This is a genomic window from Paenibacillus sp. JSM ZJ436 (assembly GCF_044383795.1).
GTDB lineage: Bacteria > Bacillota > Bacilli > Paenibacillales > Paenibacillaceae > Paenibacillus_AQ > Paenibacillus_AQ algicola.
In genome coordinates this window covers 250,141-270,461 of sequence record NZ_JBISEO010000002.1, presented here as the reverse complement: position 1 = coordinate 270,461, position 20,321 = coordinate 250,141, and the positions used below count along the sequence as shown (strand labels likewise).

14 protein-coding genes are annotated in these 20,321 nt (G+C 44.8%); 10 read left to right on the top strand and 4 right to left on the bottom strand.

All coding sequences use genetic code 11. From position 1 onward, the window contains the following. Positions 1-123: 123 nt before the first annotated feature. From ACH6EH_RS03525 to ACH6EH_RS03485, 9 genes are all read left to right on the top strand, one after another. On the top strand, positions 124-1,506 hold the full coding sequence (locus ACH6EH_RS03525; RefSeq protein WP_397331142.1) for an MATE family efflux transporter: 1,383 nt from the start codon (positions 124-126) through the stop codon (positions 1,504-1,506). Between the two features lie 474 nt (positions 1,507-1,980). Then, positions 1,981-2,919 (top strand): carbohydrate ABC transporter permease, encoded by a 939-nt coding sequence (locus ACH6EH_RS03520; protein WP_397331141.1) that lies wholly within the window; start codon positions 1,981-1,983, stop codon positions 2,917-2,919. Positions 2,920-2,952: 33 nt separating this feature from the next. After that, a complete protein-coding gene (locus ACH6EH_RS03515) occupies positions 2,953-3,798 on the top strand; it encodes a carbohydrate ABC transporter permease (RefSeq protein WP_397331140.1) in 846 nt (281 codons plus the stop codon). Positions 3,799-3,880: 82 nt separating this feature from the next. Continuing rightward, complete coding sequence (locus ACH6EH_RS03510) at positions 3,881-5,374, top strand: ABC transporter substrate-binding protein (protein WP_397331139.1); 1,494 nt, start codon at positions 3,881-3,883, stop codon at positions 5,372-5,374. A gap of 23 nt (positions 5,375-5,397) precedes the next feature. Next, positions 5,398-7,779, top strand: coding sequence for a hypothetical protein (locus ACH6EH_RS03505; protein WP_397331138.1), 2,382 nt, complete (start codon positions 5,398-5,400; stop codon positions 7,777-7,779). Between the two features lie 77 nt (positions 7,780-7,856). Then, the gene (locus tag ACH6EH_RS03500; protein ID WP_397331137.1) at positions 7,857-8,939 is read left to right on the top strand and encodes a glycoside hydrolase family 88 protein; all 1,083 of its coding nucleotides are present in this window, start codon (positions 7,857-7,859) and stop codon (positions 8,937-8,939) included. A gap of 2 nt (positions 8,940-8,941) precedes the next feature. Further along, positions 8,942-10,234 (top strand): sulfatase family protein, encoded by a 1,293-nt coding sequence (locus ACH6EH_RS03495; protein WP_397331136.1) that lies wholly within the window; start codon positions 8,942-8,944, stop codon positions 10,232-10,234. 36 nt (positions 10,235-10,270) lie between these two features. Further along, complete coding sequence (locus tag ACH6EH_RS03490; RefSeq protein ID WP_397331135.1) at positions 10,271-11,878, top strand: response regulator; 1,608 nt, start codon at positions 10,271-10,273, stop codon at positions 11,876-11,878. Positions 11,879-11,892: 14 nt separating this feature from the next. Beyond that, a complete protein-coding gene (locus ACH6EH_RS03485; protein ID WP_397331134.1) occupies positions 11,893-13,653 on the top strand; it encodes a sensor histidine kinase in 1,761 nt (586 codons plus the stop codon). A gap of 322 nt (positions 13,654-13,975) precedes the next feature. Here ACH6EH_RS03485 and ACH6EH_RS03480 read toward each other — a convergent pair whose 3' ends face one another. The 4 genes from ACH6EH_RS03480 to ACH6EH_RS03465 all read right to left on the bottom strand — a co-directional run bounded on the left by ACH6EH_RS03480 (position 13,976) and on the right by ACH6EH_RS03465 (position 18,762). Further along, on the bottom strand, positions 13,976-15,571 hold the full coding sequence (locus ACH6EH_RS03480; RefSeq protein ID WP_397331133.1) for a glycoside hydrolase family 43 protein: 1,596 nt from the start codon (positions 15,569-15,571) through the stop codon (positions 13,976-13,978). Positions 15,572-15,618: 47 nt separating this feature from the next. After that, positions 15,619-16,440: a carbohydrate ABC transporter permease gene (locus ACH6EH_RS03475; protein WP_397331132.1), complete on the bottom strand. Its 822-nt coding sequence runs from the start codon at positions 16,438-16,440 to the stop codon at positions 15,619-15,621. Between the two features lie 9 nt (positions 16,441-16,449). Beyond that, complete coding sequence (locus tag ACH6EH_RS03470) at positions 16,450-17,370, bottom strand: carbohydrate ABC transporter permease (RefSeq protein WP_397331131.1); 921 nt, start codon at positions 17,368-17,370, stop codon at positions 16,450-16,452. Between the two features lie 84 nt (positions 17,371-17,454). After that, positions 17,455-18,762, bottom strand: a complete 1,308-nt coding sequence (locus tag ACH6EH_RS03465) for an ABC transporter substrate-binding protein (RefSeq protein WP_397331130.1) — start codon at positions 18,760-18,762, stop codon at positions 17,455-17,457. A 250-nt stretch (positions 18,763-19,012) separates the two neighbouring features. Here ACH6EH_RS03465 and ACH6EH_RS03460 point away from each other — a divergent pair, with 250 nt between their 5' ends. Beyond that, positions 19,013-20,236, top strand: coding sequence for a family 8 glycosyl hydrolase (locus ACH6EH_RS03460; RefSeq protein WP_397331129.1), 1,224 nt, complete (start codon positions 19,013-19,015; stop codon positions 20,234-20,236). Positions 20,237-20,321: the final 85 nt, after the last annotated feature.

Genomic DNA, 20,321 nt, shown 5'->3' with positions numbered 1-20,321 from the left:
AGGCCAGGCCGAAATGTCTGGCCATCACATTTTTTTATGCGCTTTCATTGACAGGCACGGGGCGGAGTGCTATCCTCCTAGTCAAAAGAGACGGCCAATAAAACAGTAAAGAATGTGATGCAGATGCAGCCTTCCAGATGGCGGCTTTCAGGCTTGCTGGACAAATATTTCAGCGGTGAGTCGATGGATTATCGGCAGATTTTTGCCCTGTTCTTGCCGATTCTGGTGGATCAGGCTTTCATTATCGGCTTGAACCTGATCAATACCGCAATGATCAGCTCCTCCGGCGTATCCGCGGTCAGTGCGGTCAATATGGTGGATTCGCTCAATATGTTTATGATCAGCCTGTTTGTCGCGGTCGCTACCGGCGGAACGGTGGTGGTGGCGCAGTACAAGGGAAGCGGCGATAACTACATGGTATCGAGGGCTGGAGCAGCAACGGTGGCCTCGGTCAGCATGATTGCCTTCGGGATCGGCATGCTGCTGGTGGCATTTCACAATCCTGTGCTGTCGCTGCTATTCGGCTCGGCCTCCCCGGAGGTGCTGGGTAACGCCCGAACCTATCTCATCGGCAGCAGTATATCCTATGTCGGTATCGGGATCGTTCAGGCGGTATGCGGGGTATTGCGCGGGATTGGCCGAAGCCGGGCTTCGCTCGTGCTCTCGCTGATCATGAATCTTCTGTATGTGGCGCTGAATGTTGTGTTTGTGCTGCTGATGGATATGGGGGTCAACGGATTGACCCTGGCCATTAATATTGCCCGCTATGTCGGTGCGGCCTGTGCCCTGTACTATCTGTTCAAGCTGGACGGGACTCTTCATCTGCGGGTCCGCGATCTGTTTCACTTCCCGGTATCCATGCTGCGCAAGATTATGTTTATCGGGGTTCCCTTCGCGGCCGAGCAGATGTTCTTCAACGGCGGGAAGCTGCTCACACAGATCTTCATTGTCAGCCTGGGCACCTACGCCATCGCGACCCATGCGATCAGCGGCGCCTTGGCCGGTATTACCCAGATTCCCGCGGCAGCGTTATCGCTGACGATCGTCACGGTGGTCGGCCAGTGTATTGGGCGGGGGGATATTCAGGATGCGCGGAAGTTCATCCGTTCCTTTCTGTGGCTCGGTTCTCTATCGCTGCTGCTGACCGGATTGATTGTCATGCCGCTGTTTCACCCGCTGGTCAGCCTGTTTGATCCGCCGCCGGACATCGTGGATGATCTGTTCCTGGTTCTGCTGATCAATACGATCATGCAGGTGCCTTTATGGGCGATCAGCTTCATATTACCTTCGGCATTGAGAGCAGCAGGAGATTCCAAATTCACCTCCATCACCTCCATGCTGACGATGTGGCTGTTCCGGGTCATTCTGGGCTATGTGCTCGGTATTACGCTGGGTATGGGCATTCTGGGCGTTTGGCTAGCAATGAATTCGGAGTGGGGCGTGCGGGGAGCCATCTTCCTCTGGCGTCTGCGCGGGAAGAAGTGGTATGCGCACAAGCTGATCTAACAAGACAAAATGAACCTCTATAGAATAGCTGGAGCCCTATGCTCCGCTCTTCCGTAGAGGTTCTTTGCTGTTCTCATTCTTTCAGGGAGCTCAGGCCTGAATAATCAATAAACAGCTTCTCCGAGATAGTATTCCTGGATTGAAAAGAAAGTTGAAGTATCTTGCGCCATTTGTCGGGAGTTAAATGTATAAAAAATGGATATATTTATACTTTTTTTCACACATTCTCAAGTAGTACTTATCAACATACAAGGTTAATTCACGGTGCGCTGACTGCGCTAAAGTTCTTATTTGTTCATCCACATACGAATTGTCTTGCAATCTTTTTATAGCGCCTCTGGAATCGGTATCCAGTGTGATATTACTAACGGAATTCATGAAATTAATATAAATAATTGTAAGGTTGTGAGGTTTCGGGATGTATTAAGAAGCCAATATACTTGGATAAGAATAAAACGAAAGAGTTGATGAAGCATGCAAATGAATGAACGATCGTTAGTGAAATTAAAAAACAAAAAAATGATGTGGTGTTATTTATTTATCTTGCCTCAGTTATTGCTTTATCTTGCGTTTACCATTTATCCGATGATTATGAGTTATGTGTACAGTTTTTTTGAGTGGGATGGTCTAGGTCCTTTAGAGAATTTTATAGGTGTCGAAAATTTTGTTGAAATTTTATCCGATTCTTATTTTTGGAATGCATTTCGTAACAGCTTTGTGTTCATGTTTGGCATTGTGGTGATTCAAGTGCCACTTGCACTGTTAATGGCATTGTTGCTGAATGCGAAATGGCTTAAGGGCGCATCGTTCTATCGTCTGCTTATTTTTCTTCCTGTTGTTACGACGACTGCCGTTGTCGGTGTTGTGATGCGGTTTATCTTCGGGGCTTACAAAGGCTTAGTTAATGAAGTTTTGCTTAGCCTTGGTATCATTAACCAAGCGATCGATTGGCTGGGCTCTACAGATACTGCGTTTATCGTTGTTCTTTTAGTTGGAATATGGAAAACATTCGGGATGAAAATGATCTATTGGTTGGCGGGATTACAGTCTCTTCCGCAAGACTTATATGAAGCGGCCAAGGTCGATGGTGCTTCAATTGTTCAAAGTTTTCGACATATCACTATACCACTGCTTATCCCGATAGGCACTGTCATCATGCTTTTATCCGCAGTCAACGCGTTGCATGTGTTTGATTTGGTTCAAACAATGACCGGAGGCGGACCAGCTTTTGCAACAGATATGGTGGATGTGTACGTATACCGATACGCCTTCGCGGCTGAAGATGGTGTTGCACGAATTGGGTTTGCCTCAGCAGCAGGTATATTGTATGGAGTAGCTGTTTTTCTAGTCTCTCTAGTTATGGGCTTGTTTGTTAAGTTTACCGGGGGGAAGAGTAAAAAAAGTATAGGTTAAAAGTCAATCAAGAAAATAGACGAGGTGTTAGGTGTGAGAAGAGCTCAATATATCAAAAGAAGCATCCCCAGATTTATTGTTTATTGTTTATTAACGACATTAGGAATTGTTTGGATTTACCCGTTTATCTGGATGATTGCATCATCCCTGAAAACAAATTCGGAATATATCATTGGTGGCATTTCGCTCATTCCGGAGGAATTACAGTGGGAGAATTATGACCGGGCATGGAATGTTGCTAATTTTTCTAGCTATTTTATGAGTAGCGTTGTGTTCACTACATCCGTTGTGCTGATTGTAGTCAGCTTATGTGCGATGACCGGTTATGTGTTAGGCAGATATCACTTTCATGGACGTAAACTGTTTATAGTATTAATTACGGCTACATTATTTATGCCTAAAGGATTTACCATCATACCGATTTATATGTTAATCAATTCTATCGGTTTGAATGGGACAATGCTAGGAATGATCCTAGGAGAAACTGCGCAAGCTCACGTCTTGTTCATCTTGTTGTTTACTGCCCATTTTAGCAAGTTACCTAAGGAGTTGGAGGAAGCAAGTGAAATTGATGGCTGTGGTTTTCTTCGAACGTTTGTGCAAGTTATGTTGCCCTTATCAAAACCGATTATCGCGACAACATCGATTCTTCAATTTATGTGGGCATGGAATGCCTTTCTTGTCCCATTGATTTTTTCCATTACAAATCCAGATATACGTACGTTAGGTGTAGGAATGTACCAGTTTGTTGGTGAGTTTAGTGTGGATTGGACAGGGATGGCAGCTGCGGCCAGCATCTCTTTGATACCTATTATTGTGGTGTTCATTTGCTTTCAACGATACTTTGTTGAGGGTGTGGCAGGAGCTGTGAAAGGATAAGTGTCTTGGATGTAAGCAGCATCTATATGCTGTTAACATATAGGTATTAAGATAGTCTTACAAAAAAAGGAGGCAGTTAGAAATGTCAATACAAAGAGGACTTATGTTTCTGTTTCTAACATTTGTATGTTTATTGTTATCAGCCTGTAGTCCCAATGGGAGCACGTCAGAGGGAGATATTAATGAAAACAAGGAAACGGTAATTGAATTATGGGGATATCAGGATGTACTGAATGGAGAAGGTCCGGCAGTTAAGGTCATTAATGAATTTAATGAAAAGAACAAAGGGAAAATTAGTGTTAATGTTCGATACATTGCGAAATCTGAATATAATACTGCTATACAAGCTGCTGTTGCTTCAAACGACTTACCTGACATTTTCCATACCCCAGACGGTGCAGATATTCGCAAAATTATTGACAATGGTTGGATCCAACCAATTAATAATATTGTGAGTCAAGAATGGATTGATGCATTTGACAAGGGCTCATTTGTTGAGGGTATTAATAAAATCAATGGACAGATTTATTCTTACCCACAGAAAGGGCTAGAATACGCCGACATGCTTTATTATAACGTCGATGTATTGAAGGATGCGGGATATAACGCTCCTCCAAAGACATGGGCAGAGCTGCGTGAAATGTCGAAAACAATCACGGAGAAAGGAAACGGCGAAAAATATGGTATAGTGTTCGCTTTTTCGGAACTTGGATTTTTGCAGAACAAAATTCGCCCACTTGCAGCAGGATCGGATCCGGAGATTGGTTCAGTACAGAATGGAATAAATTGGAGGACAGGGAAGTATGTCTATGATGAACCGATTTGGCAGGAAACATTAGGCTTCATCAAACTACTCAAAGAAGACGGTAGCTTATTGCCATCTTCTTATACGATTAAACGAAGTGAAGCATATGTGATGTTAGGTGAAGGGAAGGTTGGGTTTATGATCGACCAGCGATCACGCATGTGGCTAATCAAACGCGATGTCCCTGATGCAAACTTTAATATGGCGCCGGTACCGACCAAGGATGGATCGACTCCTTACTTAATGGGATCAATTGCGGAGAATGTAGGGTTTGTTGTAAATAAGAACACCCCGAACCCGGAAGCCGCAGGAGCAGTAATTGAGGCGTTGGGATCTAAGGAATACTTCAAGGAATTTATCAAATCGGGAGTTGCATTAAGCCCAATGTCGGAGTTGAACAAGGATGAGTCATTATACCCATATCCCGAATTTAAAACGTTCTATGATCTTCACATGAAACATGTCAGAATCGAGCCGGATCCAGCAATTCGTAATCCAGAGGTTTCAAAGGTGATTCAGAAACTTGGTTCTCTAAATCAGAATAAAATAAAGCCTAATATTAATGAAATCATTCAAATGTATGTCAGTAAAGATAACTATGATTTAGAAAAGGCATTAAGCGATTTGAACGATAAATTAAATAAAGGTCTTGAAGCAGCGATCAAAGAAGTAAGCTCTGAAGGTATTGATGTCAGTAAGGATGATTTTATCTTTCCGAATTGGGATCCAACGCAAGATTATCTAGAAGAAAATTATCAAGCACTACAATAAATTCTGCAGGGTAGGTGTTACTCTTGAAAAAACAGATTTTAATCGTAATGATGCTTGGGATAATTTTCAGCCTGTGGCCGGATCATACCAGTTTCGCAGATAATTATAATTTTAATGAACGAAAGCAACAATTGATCGAGAAATGTATCGCCTATTACGAACCTTATTACAATTCTGATTTGCATTTAGTACAGGATCCTCAAGGAAGCTCCGATTATTATACAAGGGACGCTATCTGGCTGGCACAATGTTATCTGCAGGATGTGAATAAAACGAGTGACGATATTAATACAGTCAATGAACTATTGCGGAACGCTTTCCAATTGCAAATCAAAACCGGAAGTGATAAAGGTTTGTTCGTGAAGGTATATGGCGACCTAGCAGTTACAGACAAAAATGTCGTTGTGTTTTCTGTACCATCGCTTGCCTATATTTTTAACCACTATTATGCTGATTTAGAAAATGATGTTCAGGATGAACTAGTAGATGTTCTAAATCTAGCAGAAATAGGCATTCGAAACATGGAGGATGATGTGCCGCTCTGGTATGGGAATATATATCTGGGCATGATTGATGCAATGGTTGGATTAGGGAATGAATCCCAGGCTTTGGAATGGACAAATAGGTATTATGAATTTACAAAACAATTTGGCATCAATGAATACTCATCTCACAATTACGATATTGTTCAGTTGGCTGCACTACAGAATGCGTACAGTGAGGCGTCCAATTCTACATTGCAAAACAAGTTAAAAGAACTTGTGGAGTTCCATTGGTACATGCTGGTTCACAACGTGGAACCTAACAGTAAGATGATCTCTTCTGTGTCTTCACGTGCAAAAGGAAGTAGTGGCTCTGAAACGAACACATCGGTATTGACTGCACTATACCTCTATCTCGAAGAAGGTTCACTAAGCTTGATTGATAAGCCGAGAGTAGAATTACTGTTGAGCAACTATCAGCCCATTCAGAATGTAAAAGGTATTTATTATAACAAAAAACACGCTGCAAGTACTTCATGGCAAGCGCACTTCAGTCGAGTTGACGTTCAGGTTTTTTCTAATGATGAATTCTCTTTGTCTACACAATCAGGTAGAAGGAGCAGTTTAGGTATTACTAATACAACCAAAAAGCAATTGAGCGGTGAAGAACAGGAACTGGATTTGCAAATAATCGCAAACAACGGTAGTAAGAGGGATGGTGTTTATTTCCAAACGGACGATATCCCTCGTGGTGAAGATGATTTCAATCATCATTGGATAACATCGGTGCAACACGAGAATAAAGCGATTATAAGCTATAATTTTGATCCAAAAGGTGCGACGGACAAGGAAATTTACTCTAAGGGTTATCTCGGCTTGAAAGGAAGAATAGCACCTGGCGGCAATTACAACAATATTCGTATAAATAATAGCACCTGGGACGGAACTGATATAGCCTTGTCCACATCCGACATTCTGACTTACCGTTTAGGGGACACTTATATTGGAATCCGATTCCTGGAGTCCGATGTGATCTCCATAACCGGGCATGCTGTCGCAACAAATTCTTTGCCGATCGTGTTGAAAGAAGAGACGGTAGATAGTGAGCAGGTGTTCACTTTAACTAATTATGTATTATATAGTAAATCGAATGTATCTTTGATCGAATCGGACAGAAGAATGGGTTATGCGATTAGATTGGAGAAAGCGGATGGTATGTCACATAATGACTTTTACAGCTTATTATCAGGTATGTCGAAAGCTCAAAAGTTTAGCGGTGGATTGCATTCGATTAATTTCTCCGATAATGTGGATGAATTGTATATCCAAGAGGATCTGTCTACGAACACGATTCATTCGCGTCAAGTGAATGACACGGAATTCGACAATAACTATTTATTAAAATCCAATTATGTGAGTTATTCGTTGGACGATAACCTCAGTAAAACGGTGAGAGTTTCGGGTACTTTGTCTTATCCGAATTGGCAAGTACCAGCGATCTCCAACAAATACCTTTATATCGAAGCAGAAGATATGGTTCTTGATGGATTTTTACAAAATAACAGAGTGGGGGCATCAAATGGGAAAACGATATTTGTACCGGTAACAAGTACAACGCCCGACAATCCTTTCACGGCGGGGATAGGCGTTAATATACCGCACACGGATGATTGGAGAGTGTGGTACAGAGTGTATTTCTCGGGAGGGGGTTCTAACTCCTTTTATCATAAGTTTAATAAAGACAATGCGGGATTTAATCATAACAAGGTTGAAGGATACACCTATAATTCATTTGAATGGATTGATGTGCCACTGCGATATTTGCATAGAGGAACGCATTTTATTAACAATCACGGGAAAGAAGCTAATTCGGAAATTGATCGTATTTTGATTACAAACGATTTAAGCTTTAACCCCAATTAACTACTGGTAGATAGTGTACAAAAACGGCTGTTGCCGTTTTTGTACACTATAAAAATTTGTAGATGTGGAGAGTTGTTATGAACGAGGGAATGAAATGCGATTCAAGTGTTTGGGTAACAACAAAGATTGATCAAATGGTCAAAGTAACTTTGCATCAGAGTCTTCATTATTCTTTACAAGAGGAACAGTCTTGGCGCTGGGATAGTTGGAGCTGGAACATGGGTGTGGCTTTCTACGGCATATATCAAGCCTTCGCACGGAACGAGAACTATGAATATGTGAGAGCCATGAAGGAATGGGTGTACCATAACTTGGATAATATACCCAATTTAAGCGTTAACACTAACGCAATGATGCTTCCTATTTTGTTAATGCAGAAGGTAACCGATCTATCGCCGGAAGTGACTGCATTATTTCAGACCTATGACGAATATGTGTTAAATGACGCTCCCAGAATATCATCCGGAGCCATTGCTCATACGACTGAACATAAGTCGCATAGTGACCAAGTGTGGGCAGATACGTTGTTTATGAGCGTGATTTATTTGGTGACCAGAGGCAAGTTATTAGGGAATTCCGTCTACATCGATTCAGGCCTTCACCAGTTGCTGCTTCATATGAATCATCTACGTGATGTGAGAGATGGGTTGTATTTTCACGGTTGGTCTGATCAGCAGAAGCGACATCTTGGCGTCAAATGGGGCAGGGGAAATGCCTGGATCGCAGTCTCTGCAATTGAATTACTCGAACTCGCTTCCGATCATCCACTCCGAGACACAATAATCAAAATGTTGGAACAACAACTAACTTCTCTGTCGTCACTGGAATGTCCTGAGGGTGGTTGGAGGACAGTATTAGACCATCCTGATACTTATGCAGAAGCTTCAGTGACCGCGGGAATTGCTTATGCCGTTATGAAGGGAATCCGTTTAGGATTTGTCGATGAGAAGCATTCACAGATGGCTATCCGAGCTGTTAAACGGCTTCAAGGGTGGATCGATGAAGAAGGTTATGTGTTGAATGGTTCGGGCGGCACGCCAATACTGGAGTCATGGCAAGAATACCAAGACAGAGAATGCTATGTTACGCCATTTACCCAAGGTCTCGCGTTATTAGCACTTTGTGAATATGCCGATTATCTTGTATATAAGGAGAACTGATATTGAATATTATTTATTTGCACACCCACGACATGGGAAGATGGATTGAGCCGTATGGTGCTCCGGTGCCGGCACCGAATATGATGGAGTTCGCTAACAATAGTGTCATGTTTCGGAATGCGTATTGTGCTGGTCCAACCTGTTCGCCGAGCAGAACAGGTTTATTGTCCGGTATGGCGCCGCATACTGTAGGTATGTTTGGTTTGGCGCACAGAGGTTTTCAGTGGAATGATTATGAAACACATTTATCCTGCTTTCTAAAGCGAAATGGATATGAGACCGCGTTATGTGGCATTCAACACGAAGCACCTCATGCGTCGATGTTAGGTTATGAAATAATATTGGGAGATAAAAATATCCATATGCGCAAGTCAATAGAAGAAGATCGGACATGGTGGGATATTCATAATGCCAAATCCGCAGCGGAATATTTAAGAGAGCCCAAAACAAAGCCTTTCTTTTTGTCTATGGGCCTGTTCTATCCACATCGTAATTTTCCAAAGATTGAAGAGGATATAAAGCCCGATTATGTCATGACTCCCTTTATGATAGCAGATACTCCGGGTAATAGGGCTGATACTGCAGGATATTTAAGTGCAGTGAGAGTTGCCGACAAATGTGTTGGTATTATCATGGAAGCATTGGTAGAGACGGGACTTGATCAGGAAACGATGGTCATTTTAACAACCGATCATGGCATTGCGTATCCGAATATGAAATGTAACTTGACGGATTCCGGCATCGGAGTAGCTTTGATGCTGCAGTTCCCCGGTAATAAGAGGCAAGGAGAGGTTGTCGACTCACTTGTCTCACAATTGGACTTATATCCTACTATATGTGATTGGCTTGGCATTAAGCAGCCGGATTGGTTGCAGGGCTTGTCACTGCTTCCACTACTGAATAAAGAGACGGATATTGTTCGTAATGAATTGTTTGCGGAAGTAAACTATCATGCCAGTTATGAGCCAATGCGATGCGTCCGTACGCTTCGTTACAAGTATATCGTATACTATGAAGAACCAAATATTGTTCTCACAAATATTGATGGCTCACATCCAAAAAGTTTCCTGATCGATATTGATTGGATGAATTTAAGACCAAAGCAGACTAAAGCTCAACTTTACGACCTCTTTATTGACCCCCTAGAGCGAACGAACTTGATTGACGAATCAAACTATTCTCATATTAGGGAGGAATTGCATCAGAAGCTTGTTCAATGGATGGAACAAACAGAGGATCCGTTACTGGATGGTCCTATTTTAGCTCCAGAAGGTTCCACCGTCACTCCAAGATAAGTGGGACACGCATAGATTGAGGCGGTGCAAGCTAATATGTATACGGCCATGTTGGTTGATGATGAGTTCTTAATCTTAAGAATCATGAAAGAGAATATAGACTGGAATAGATTAGGGTTTGGAGATGTTTATACAGCAAGAAACGGTAATGAAGCGATTGAAATTATAGAGCAACACAAAGTTGATTTAGTCATTACGGATATTCGTATGCCGATAATGGATGGCATTCAACTTATTGAAACGGTTTACGATATTGATCGCGGTATTAAATTCATTATCATGACGGGGTACGATGAATTTAAATATGCCCAGAAAGCTATTGCCTATGACGTGAAAGACTACTTATTAAAACCAGTGCAGTTGAATGAGCTTGAGAAAGCAATTACCCGTATACGGGATATGATTCAAGAGAAAGAGAATATGGATTTGTTCCTCAATAAAGCGGAGAATCAATTACATGCAAGCCTTCCATATTTAAGGGAAAACGTAATTTACGATTGGTTGTACGGTCGAATACAATCGGAGAGCGTGTTAATGGACTGGCTGAACTACTTGAATATCAAGCTTGATTCTGTTCAATATCGGGTCGTAGTAATCCGATTAGAGACCGAGAAACACTTTAGTCATGAGGAAATGCGCTGGCACCATGAACAACACAATATCTTTGTTGCTAGATTTGCAGTAGCAAATTTAGTTCGTGAATTGCTGGAAGGGGAACTAGATTTTATTGCACCTGAATTCACCAAAGAGTATTGGCCAATTATTGTAAAGTGCAACTCTGAGGGCTCTAATCTGAATCATCGATTATTCGAAGAACTGCAATTTAAAGTAAAAAATATATTGAAAATGAACATATTCTTAAGTTATGGTTACTGCATTAAGAAGCCATTGTCCATTCAAGAATCGTTCGTTGAAGCTACGCGAATGTTGGGATTTCGATTGTTTTTCTCGGATAAGGTAATTCTATCCAGTGAAATTAGTGAAAGAGCACAACCTCTCCCGTATCGTTGGCAGGCAGTTCAGAAGGAAATCTTGGACGGAATAAAGCTTCGTAACCTTGAAACAGTGCATAATGCAATAGATAGCTTGTTTGCACTGGTTGAAAAAGAAATCTTCGATCCTGATGAATTATATGCTGCTCTTGATCGATTGCTGCTACTGACATCAATAACAATAGTGGAGATGGGAGAGAAGGAAGCGATCTATGAGAATAGACCAGATGTATTATTTGAGCTAAAGCAGAAGGATACACTGAAGCAAATTCAAGAATGGTTCCATGATCTTTATTTAAAAGTTATGGAAATGTTGAGTTACCGAAGCCGATCTCTTCAAGATATGTATGTAAAGAGAATGATAGACTACATGAAGGTTCATTATAACGAAGAGTTGACACTTGAGAAAATCGCTTTTCAATTAGGGTTATCACCTAATTATTGCAGTTCATTGATAAAAAGTACGTTAAAAAAGGGCTTTGCTGAATATTTAACAGAGCTGCGAATTGATCAGGCCAGATATTTACTTGCGAACACGGATTTAAAAGTGTTTGAAATTGCTGATAAAGTGGGATATCGCAACATCTATTATTTCAGCAAGTTGTTTAAACAAACGACGGGGGTAACCCCCACCCAATACAGAGGCTTATAATATGGGGGTTGCCGATGTTCGCAAAAGTTGTGCGTTCAATTAGTAACAAAATATTAAACATGGCGTTTTCAAAGAAACTACTTGTTTCATATATACTGTTGTTTACAATTCCTATAGTTTCGATTGGGACTTTAAGTTATATCCAATTGAACCAGCAAACTCTTGAGAATGTGGTCAAATACTCAAATCAAACATTAGTTCAAACAGGCAAGAACGTCGATCGTCGAATGAAGGACATTATTGATTCAACAACAAAGATTGGGAGTAGTCCTCTGTTCAATAATCTAACCCAAGCGGAATTAAAGGATCAATATACCCAATATATACTGGAGCACTCCTTTCTGGATAATATATTTCCAAATATATTAGGAAATGATACCAAATATGTAATATCTATGCATATTTCTGGTGGTAACGGAGTGAACCTGGTATTCCCCTATGACGATATAAATTCTTTGCACTTTAAATTGTCTGATATATATTTGATTCCACAGGAAATTCAGAGCGATAAGTTGTTCATACAAGGCCGACCATTTTGGGGGGCTCTCGGCGGTACTGTTGGAACAGAACAACCTGAAGCTATTGTTTATGTCCAAAATATCATATCTCGTGAATTCGAGTATTTAGGCACGGTCATATTGAAACTCGATCCGAAATTGATGTCAGAAATTTATGACAATATAAGTAATGGTACCAATGATCAAATGTTTGTATTGAATGACCAAAACGAAGTTATGACTCCAAATGCATTTCTAAGCATGGGTGAAACATTCGACGCTCATCAAGAAGGATATAATGATGATTACATATTCAATGAAGTGCAGCTCCGAGAGACTGGGTGGAGGCTGATCCATCTAATTTCTTTGGATACGATTAGAATGAAGATCAATAATATTCGCAATGTGACGATTATTATTTCTGTTACTATTCTACTTGCGTCTGCATTTTTTAGTATGTGGCTGTCTAAAGCTATGTCTGCTCCAATCAAGCGATTGATTATATCCATGCGACATGTTGAACGAGAACATTTTAATTTCGGGGTGCAGGTCAATTCGTATGGCGAATTAAGGATGCTAGAAACCGAATATAATAAAATGGTCATACGATTAAGGGATATGATGAAGGAACTTCGTATTGAACAACAGAAGCAACGCGAGTCAGAACTCAAAGCATTGCAAGCGCAGATAAATCCTCATTTTTTATACAATACACTAAACGCGATTCATTGGATGGCGGTAGAATTCAAGGCAGAACCTATAAGCAGAATGGTGAATTCATTATCCAGATTGTTTCGTCTCAGTCTGAATCAAGGAAAAGAGTTTATTGAGATTGGGAAAGAACTGGAGCATTTTCGGTGCTATATGGAGATTCAAAATATTAGACATGGGAATCACATTGAAGTGATTGAAGATGTTGATGAATCATTGTTGTCATGTATTACTTTAAAGCTAATACTTCAACCTCTAGCTGAGAATGCGATTGAGCATGGATTTCGTCATCGATTTGGACAAGGTGTTATTCGTTTAAGTGTGAAACAGAATAGTAACTATATATTGTTTATTATGGAAGATAATGGTGTTGGTATAGACTCTCAAGAAATGCGTAGACGCCTTAGTGGAGAAATAGTGTCAACTGGATATGGCATAAACAATATCGTACAGAGATTGAATTTGTATTTCGGAGATGCTTTTCTTTTTTATTATGAGAATATGGAATATCCTGGGACTAGAGTGACTATTGCGATCCCGATCGTTTCGTCAGAACTGAATCTGTAAAATGGAATGTATAAACTCCCAGAACTACTACAATGAAACAACGGCATATGCAAAAAGAAGCTCACCAGCGAGTATGGTGAGCAGGAGATCCTGGTACCTCAAGCCACCGCTAAGGCGAGTTTCAGCCGTTAGTAGCGTGGATTCCCGCGGCAGCGTTATCGTTGACGATTGTCACGGTCGTTGGCCAATGTATCGGACGGGGGAACATTCAGGATGCCCGGAAATTCATCCGATCCTTCCTGTGGCTCGGCTTTCTCAATAAACCTCTATAGAATAGCTGGAGCCCTATGCTCCGCTCTTCCGTAGAGGTTCTTTGCTGTTCTCATTCTTTCAAGGAGAAATAATCGAAGTCCGCATGGAGGCGTTGACCGGATAAATCCTGAACGCAGACACCGACAAAGGTTCCGGTAAAGCCCCAGTCTGTAAAGACACCATTATGAAAGGTGGTAGCGGCTTCATCGGAAAGACAGCCGGCATCAAGGGCAGGGCCGATGGAGCTCCAATGTGAACCGTCCACGGAGGCATAGAACTGCAGGACGTCGTAGTGAAAGCATACCTTCAGATAGACCGGCTCGGTGCCGTGAAGCGGTATCGGCTCCGTGAGCTCATCATATTGTCCCTGCACGACCGAGATCAGCTGAAGGCACTTGCCGGCCGTTTCTTCTCGGGTGACGTGAACGTAATAGTAATTCTTCGTGTTGTAATAAGCGATGAGCCCTGCCATCTGCTGAAAGGACTTCGGCTCGAATTGAAGCCGGGTTTCGACTTCACACGTAAACGAAGCCAGTCGTTTGGCTGTAAGGCTCTGAGCGTGCCAGGAGTTCAAGGACTCGCGTCCCCTCAAGCGAAGCCATCCCGGCCGCTCCTCCAGGCTGAGCCAGGAGGGATCGGCCGGCTCCCGCAGCGTGCTGAACGAAGGACTGAGTGCCGGATGGTCAAAATGATCCAGGGCCGGCTCCTTCTCCACAGGAGCCAGCGGGAGCGCAGGCCCGGCGACCTTCTCCTGCGGCAGGTGCTGCAGATCGGCAACGCGCAGCCAGCCGTCATCTGTCCAGTGACAGCGCTGAATCGCCGTCTCCCGCCCCAGGTGGCATTGCTTTCTTCCGGGCAGCGGCCGGGCGCACAGGTGAGCCATGTACCATTCTCCGGTGCTAGTCTGAACCAGGCTGCCATGGCCGGCCTTCTGCAGCGGCAGGGACTCGTGATGGCTAGAGGTCAGCACGGGATTGAGCGGATCGGCCTCATATGGACCTGTCAAGCTTCTGGACCGCGCAAGCGTCACCGCATGCTCATAGCCGGTGCCGCCTTCAGCAACGAGGAGGTAATAATAGTTCTCTATGCGATAAATATGCGGACCCTCGGTGCAGCCAAGCGAGGTTCCCTCAAAGATCGTCTGAATCGGGCCAACCAGCCGCTGCTCTTGCACGGAATACTCCTGCAGCACAATGCCTTTAAAGGGATTTCGGCCCTTGCGGTGATCCCACACCATATTCACTAGCCACTTCTTCCCGTCCCGGTCGTGAAACAGAGAAGGGTCAAAGCCGCTGCTGTTCAGGTACACCGGGTCCGACCAGGGGCCGGTAATATGCTTTGCGGTGACTACATAGTTGGGAGTGTCTTTATAAACACCGGTCAAGCTTCGGACGTTGGTATATACCAGATAATATAACGCGCCGTCAAAGCTGAGATGCGGTGCCCAGACACCGCCGGAGTTCGGATTGCCGGACATATTCAGCTGCTCCCGGTGCTGCAGCGGATGAGTCAGCAGGCGCCAGTTCACCAAATCCCTGGAATGGTGAATCTGCACGCCCGGAAACCATTCAAACGTCGATGTCGCAATATAATAATCCTCCTCTACCCTCAGAATAGAAGGGTCCGGGTTAAATCCCCGCAGAATCGGATTGGTAATCATGTGCATGCAGTGTCACCCCTATCATGTTGAAATGCAGGCTCCCTATCTGCGGGCTAGCCCTTCACGGCTCCGGCTGTAATTCCCGATATGAAATAGCGGCTGGAGGCGACGAACACCACCAGCAGCGGAATCGTTGCCAGGAAGGTGCCGGCCATAATGACCGAGACATCGCGGAAGTACACCTTATTCAGATTCCGCAGCGCAATCTGGATGGTGTGCACCGCCGAATCCTTCAGGACGATCGAGGGCCAGAGAAAGTCGTTCCATTGATACATAAAGGTCAGAATAGCCAGCGTAGCCATGGCCGGCGAAATCGTGGGAAGAGCGATGCGCCAAAAGGTCTGAAAGTTGGAGCAGCCGTCCATTCTGGCAGATTCTACGAGCTCCGGATGCAGGGTCGTATCCATATACTGCTTGATCCAGAAAATACCGAAGGCGCTGACCAGGCCCGGCACAATAAGCGCATTGAAGCTGTTGATCCAGTCCAGGCGGGTCATAATCATGTAGGATGGAACCAGTCCAAGCTGGCCCGGGATCATCAGGGTACCGATGATAAATACAAACAGAAAGTGCTTGCCCTTAAACTGGAGTCTGGAGAACGCGAAGGCCGCCAGCGCACAGAAGAATAGCTGGGCAATGGTAACGGTCGTAGATACGAAGACCGAATTGAGCAGGGCTCCTACAAAATCAATCTGATCCAGCATCGTCTGCACATTCGTGATAAACAGGTCGCCGGGAATGAAGTTCGGCGGAAACTTGTTTGCCTCCGAGGTGGGGTGTGAAGCGATAACCAGCATCCAGTAAAAAGGAAACACGGACACCAGAAACGTCAGAATAAGCAGGCTGTAGGTAAGCAGGCGTTGTAAAGATTTCATGGTTTCCTCCTATTGGGCAGAGTTGATTTTTTTGGTCAGGAAGTTGTTGAACATCGAGAACAGCAAAATGATCAGGAACAGCATCCAGGCGATAGCCGATGCATAGCCGTAATTGTTATTGGTGAACGCTTCGGTGTACAAATACAGCACCATCGTCAAGGTCTGGCCCTCAGGTCCGCCTGTAGGTCCGGAGAAGATGAGCGGCTCGACGAACAGCTGCATGCCGCCAATCGTAGACATAATGACTGTAAAAATAATCATGGGCCGGATCATCGGAATCGTAATTTTGAAAAATTGCTGTGTCCTGGAGGCGCCGTCAATTCTCGCCGCTTCATACAGATCTGCCGGAATGCTCTGCAGCGCCGCCAGATAGATGACAGCATTATATCCGGTCCATCTCCAGATCACCATGACCGCGACCGCAAACTGAGCTCCCCAGTAGGAAGCGCCCCAATCATATTTATCCAGGCCAAGCTCGGAGAGGAAATAGTTGATCAGGCCGTAATTGTATCCGAAGAAGCTGCCGAAGATGACCGCCACCGCAACGAGTGAGGTAATGTTCGGAATAATGACGCCAAGGCGGAACAGCTTCTTGCCTTTGATAAAGCGCTGATTCAGAATATTAGCCAGCACCAGGGCGAGAAACAGGTTCGGGAGGGTGGACATGAGCCAGATGCTGAACGTGTTCAGGACAGATTTCCAGAACTTCGGATCATCTGTAAACAGCCAGATATAGTTTTGGAAGCCGATGTACTTCTTGGTGCCGAGCACATCCCACGAGAAGAACGAGATATAAGCCGACCAGAAGACAGGGAAAAGCGTAAAGATTCCAAATATTAAGAAAAACGGCAGTAAATAAAGATAAGCAGACACATGGTCCTTGAAGGATTGTTTATGCCATAGCTTGGATTCACCGGGTGTGTTCATCATGGTCCTCCTTTAGAAGAGGATGCGCCGAACGGAGCAGATGTCCATCGGCGCATCAACAATTATGAAATTAATGTGCAGACAGGTTTAGCGTCTGAGATCACGCTTGACCTGATCAATCGCTGTTTTCCAGGCTGCATCGGCAGCTTCTCCGTTGCGCTCTACGTTAGCGAGTGCCTGCAGGATCGGTGTATCCACGGTAATGTGGTCCGGTCCAAGGTATACAGGAACGACTTTCTTCGCGGCATCTGAGAAGGTTTTGCCCAAAGGCGCGTTTTGGAAAAATTCATCGGTATATGATTGAATCGCCGGATCATCATACACTGCTGGTGTGGACGGGAAATTCGAGCCAGTATCCTTAAACAGCTGCAGCTGCTGTTCCGGAGAAAGCAGCCATTTCAGGAAGTCCATGGCTTCTTTCGGATGCTTGCTCTGGCTTGGTACCGTCATGAATGAACCGCCCCAGTTGCCGGATCCTTCTGGCATTGGTGCCAAATTCCATTTGCCGGAAGAGTCCGGCGCATTTCCTTTCATATAGCCCACCATCCAGGAAGGACCCAGCATGACAGAGAAATCACCGTTGTTCATCCCTGCTCCCCACTCCGGTGACCAAGCCGAGATTTTGGCTGCGAGTCCGCTTTCAGCAACTTCAGTGGACAGATCCCATGCCCGTTTGATGGCCGGATTTGTCTCTACAATCAAATCTCCGTTGCTGTTAAAATACTGTTCTTTAGCCTGTCCCCGAATGCTCTGATAGACGATATCGGCGCCATAAACCATTGGCTTACCGGTCTTGTCCTTGATGGTCTTGCCCACTTCAATGAATTTCTCCCAAGTCGGCATCAACTCAGCAACGGCTGCCGGCTCTGTCGGCAATCCAGCCTGCTCGAAGATGTCTGTACGGTAATACATAGCCATTGGACCGACATCGGTAGGGATGCCGTAAATGAACGAGCCATCCTGGTTTGAAGCCTGAACGCGCTTCCATTCCAGGTAATCACCCATAACGTCATTAGCGCCGTAGTCCGCCAGATTGTGGAACAACTTCTCGTCCGACTTGAACTTGTCGATAAAGCCGACCTCGATCATCGCGATATCCGGTCCGCCGCTGCCTGCCGCAAGCGCTGTCATTAAGCCGTTATGGTGATCGTTGTACTCCTGGGTCTGTACATTGATCTTGATGTTCTCGTTCTCTTTCTGATACTTCTCAATCAAGCCCTCAAGGCCGGTGCCGGTGAACATCCATAAAGATAATTCGACCTTGCCGTTAGAAGATTCCGATTTGCCTGCGGCCTCGCCGCCAGTTGATGTGCCTTCTTCACTCTTGCCCGAGGAGCAAGCGGCTGTGAAAACCAGAAGCAGGCATGCCAGCAAAGTGCCCAAACGTTTTTTCATGGTAAAGAGCCCCCTGTATTCTTAGTTTTAAGGAATGTGAATCCTTGATACAAATTCTAGGGCATCCCCGTAAGCATCGGTATAGGAGGAACATTACATCTCTTGTATAAAATCGACTACTTTACGATGCCGGCGCAAGCGGGCTTTAGAAAAGGTCGTTTTTTCACAAGTTATCACATGTTTGGCCCATAGGCTGCTCCCTGCACGCCCAGTTACAATGAACCGTAATCATGCAGCAAGGAGGAATACGATGAATACAAAAAGCTTAAAGCTCTTCGTTATACTTGCAGCCGTGCTGATCGGTGTGGCCCTGCTGTGGGCTCGGGAGAGGGCCGGTAAAGAGGAAGCGTCGCCCAAGACGTACCGCAGCGTGTTTCAGGAGCTTGGCAAAAGCGAGGAGGACATCTCGGCCAAGCTGGATCAGGCGTGGAAGCAAATGTTTTATGGGAATGACGAGCAGGAACGGATTTACTACCCAGTGGGGGAAGACATGGCTTATATTCTGGATACCGGTTATCAGGATGTACGCACCGAGGGAATGTCCTACGGGATGATGATTGCGGTTCAGCTGGATAAGAAGGAGGAGTTTGACCGCTTGTGGAAGTGGGCCGTCACGTATATGCAGCATGAGGAGGGTCCGTTCAAGCATTATTTCTCCTGGCATAATACCCCGAAGGGGGATGTGCTTGACAGCAATCCGGCACCGGATGGCGAGGAGTATTTTGCCATGGCGCTTCTGTTTGCTTCCAACCGCTGGGGAGACGGCGAAGGCATCTATCATTACCGGGAGCAGGGAAACAAGATACTGCAGGCGATGCTGCATCAAGCCGATGACGGTGAGGGCTATAATATGTTTGATGAGGAACGGAATCAGATTGTATTTGTGCCCTGGACCTCAGGCAAGGGATATACAGACCCTTCCTACCATCTGCCTGCCTTTTACGAGCTGTGGGCCAGATGGGCAGAGACGGACCGTGAGCGCTGGGCGGAAATGGCCAAGGTCAGCCGGGCGTTCTGGGCTCAGGCAGCACACCCGGACACCGGGCTTATGGCCAATTATACTACCTTTGATGGAGTGCCTTACCGGAACGGCGATCATTATCTGTTCTCCTACGATGCCCACCGGGTTGCTCTCAACGTCACGCTGGACGAGATCTGGCATGGCGGCGAGCAGTCTGAGTGGAGAAGGGGCTATATAGAACAGCTGCATCAATTTTTTATAAAAGAGGGCATTGACCGGTATGTGGCCAGGTATACTGTGGAGGGGAAGCCGATGGCGGATAACCGTTCCTCGGGCTTGATTGCAGTGAATGGGGCAGCTTCCATGATTTCCACCCATGAAGATCGGCTGCAGTTTGCGCAGCGATTGTGGGATATGGACGTCCCGACCGGCCAATACCGGTACTATGATTCCATGCTGTACATGTTCAGCCTGCTGGCGGCAAGCGGGCAATATCAAATCATCGAGCCATAACGCCTCACCTCAAACAGGGCAGCTCCAGCAGATTGTTCATCTGTCGGAGCTGCCCTGTTTGTTGTTCGCGGCGGCTGTCAGTGAG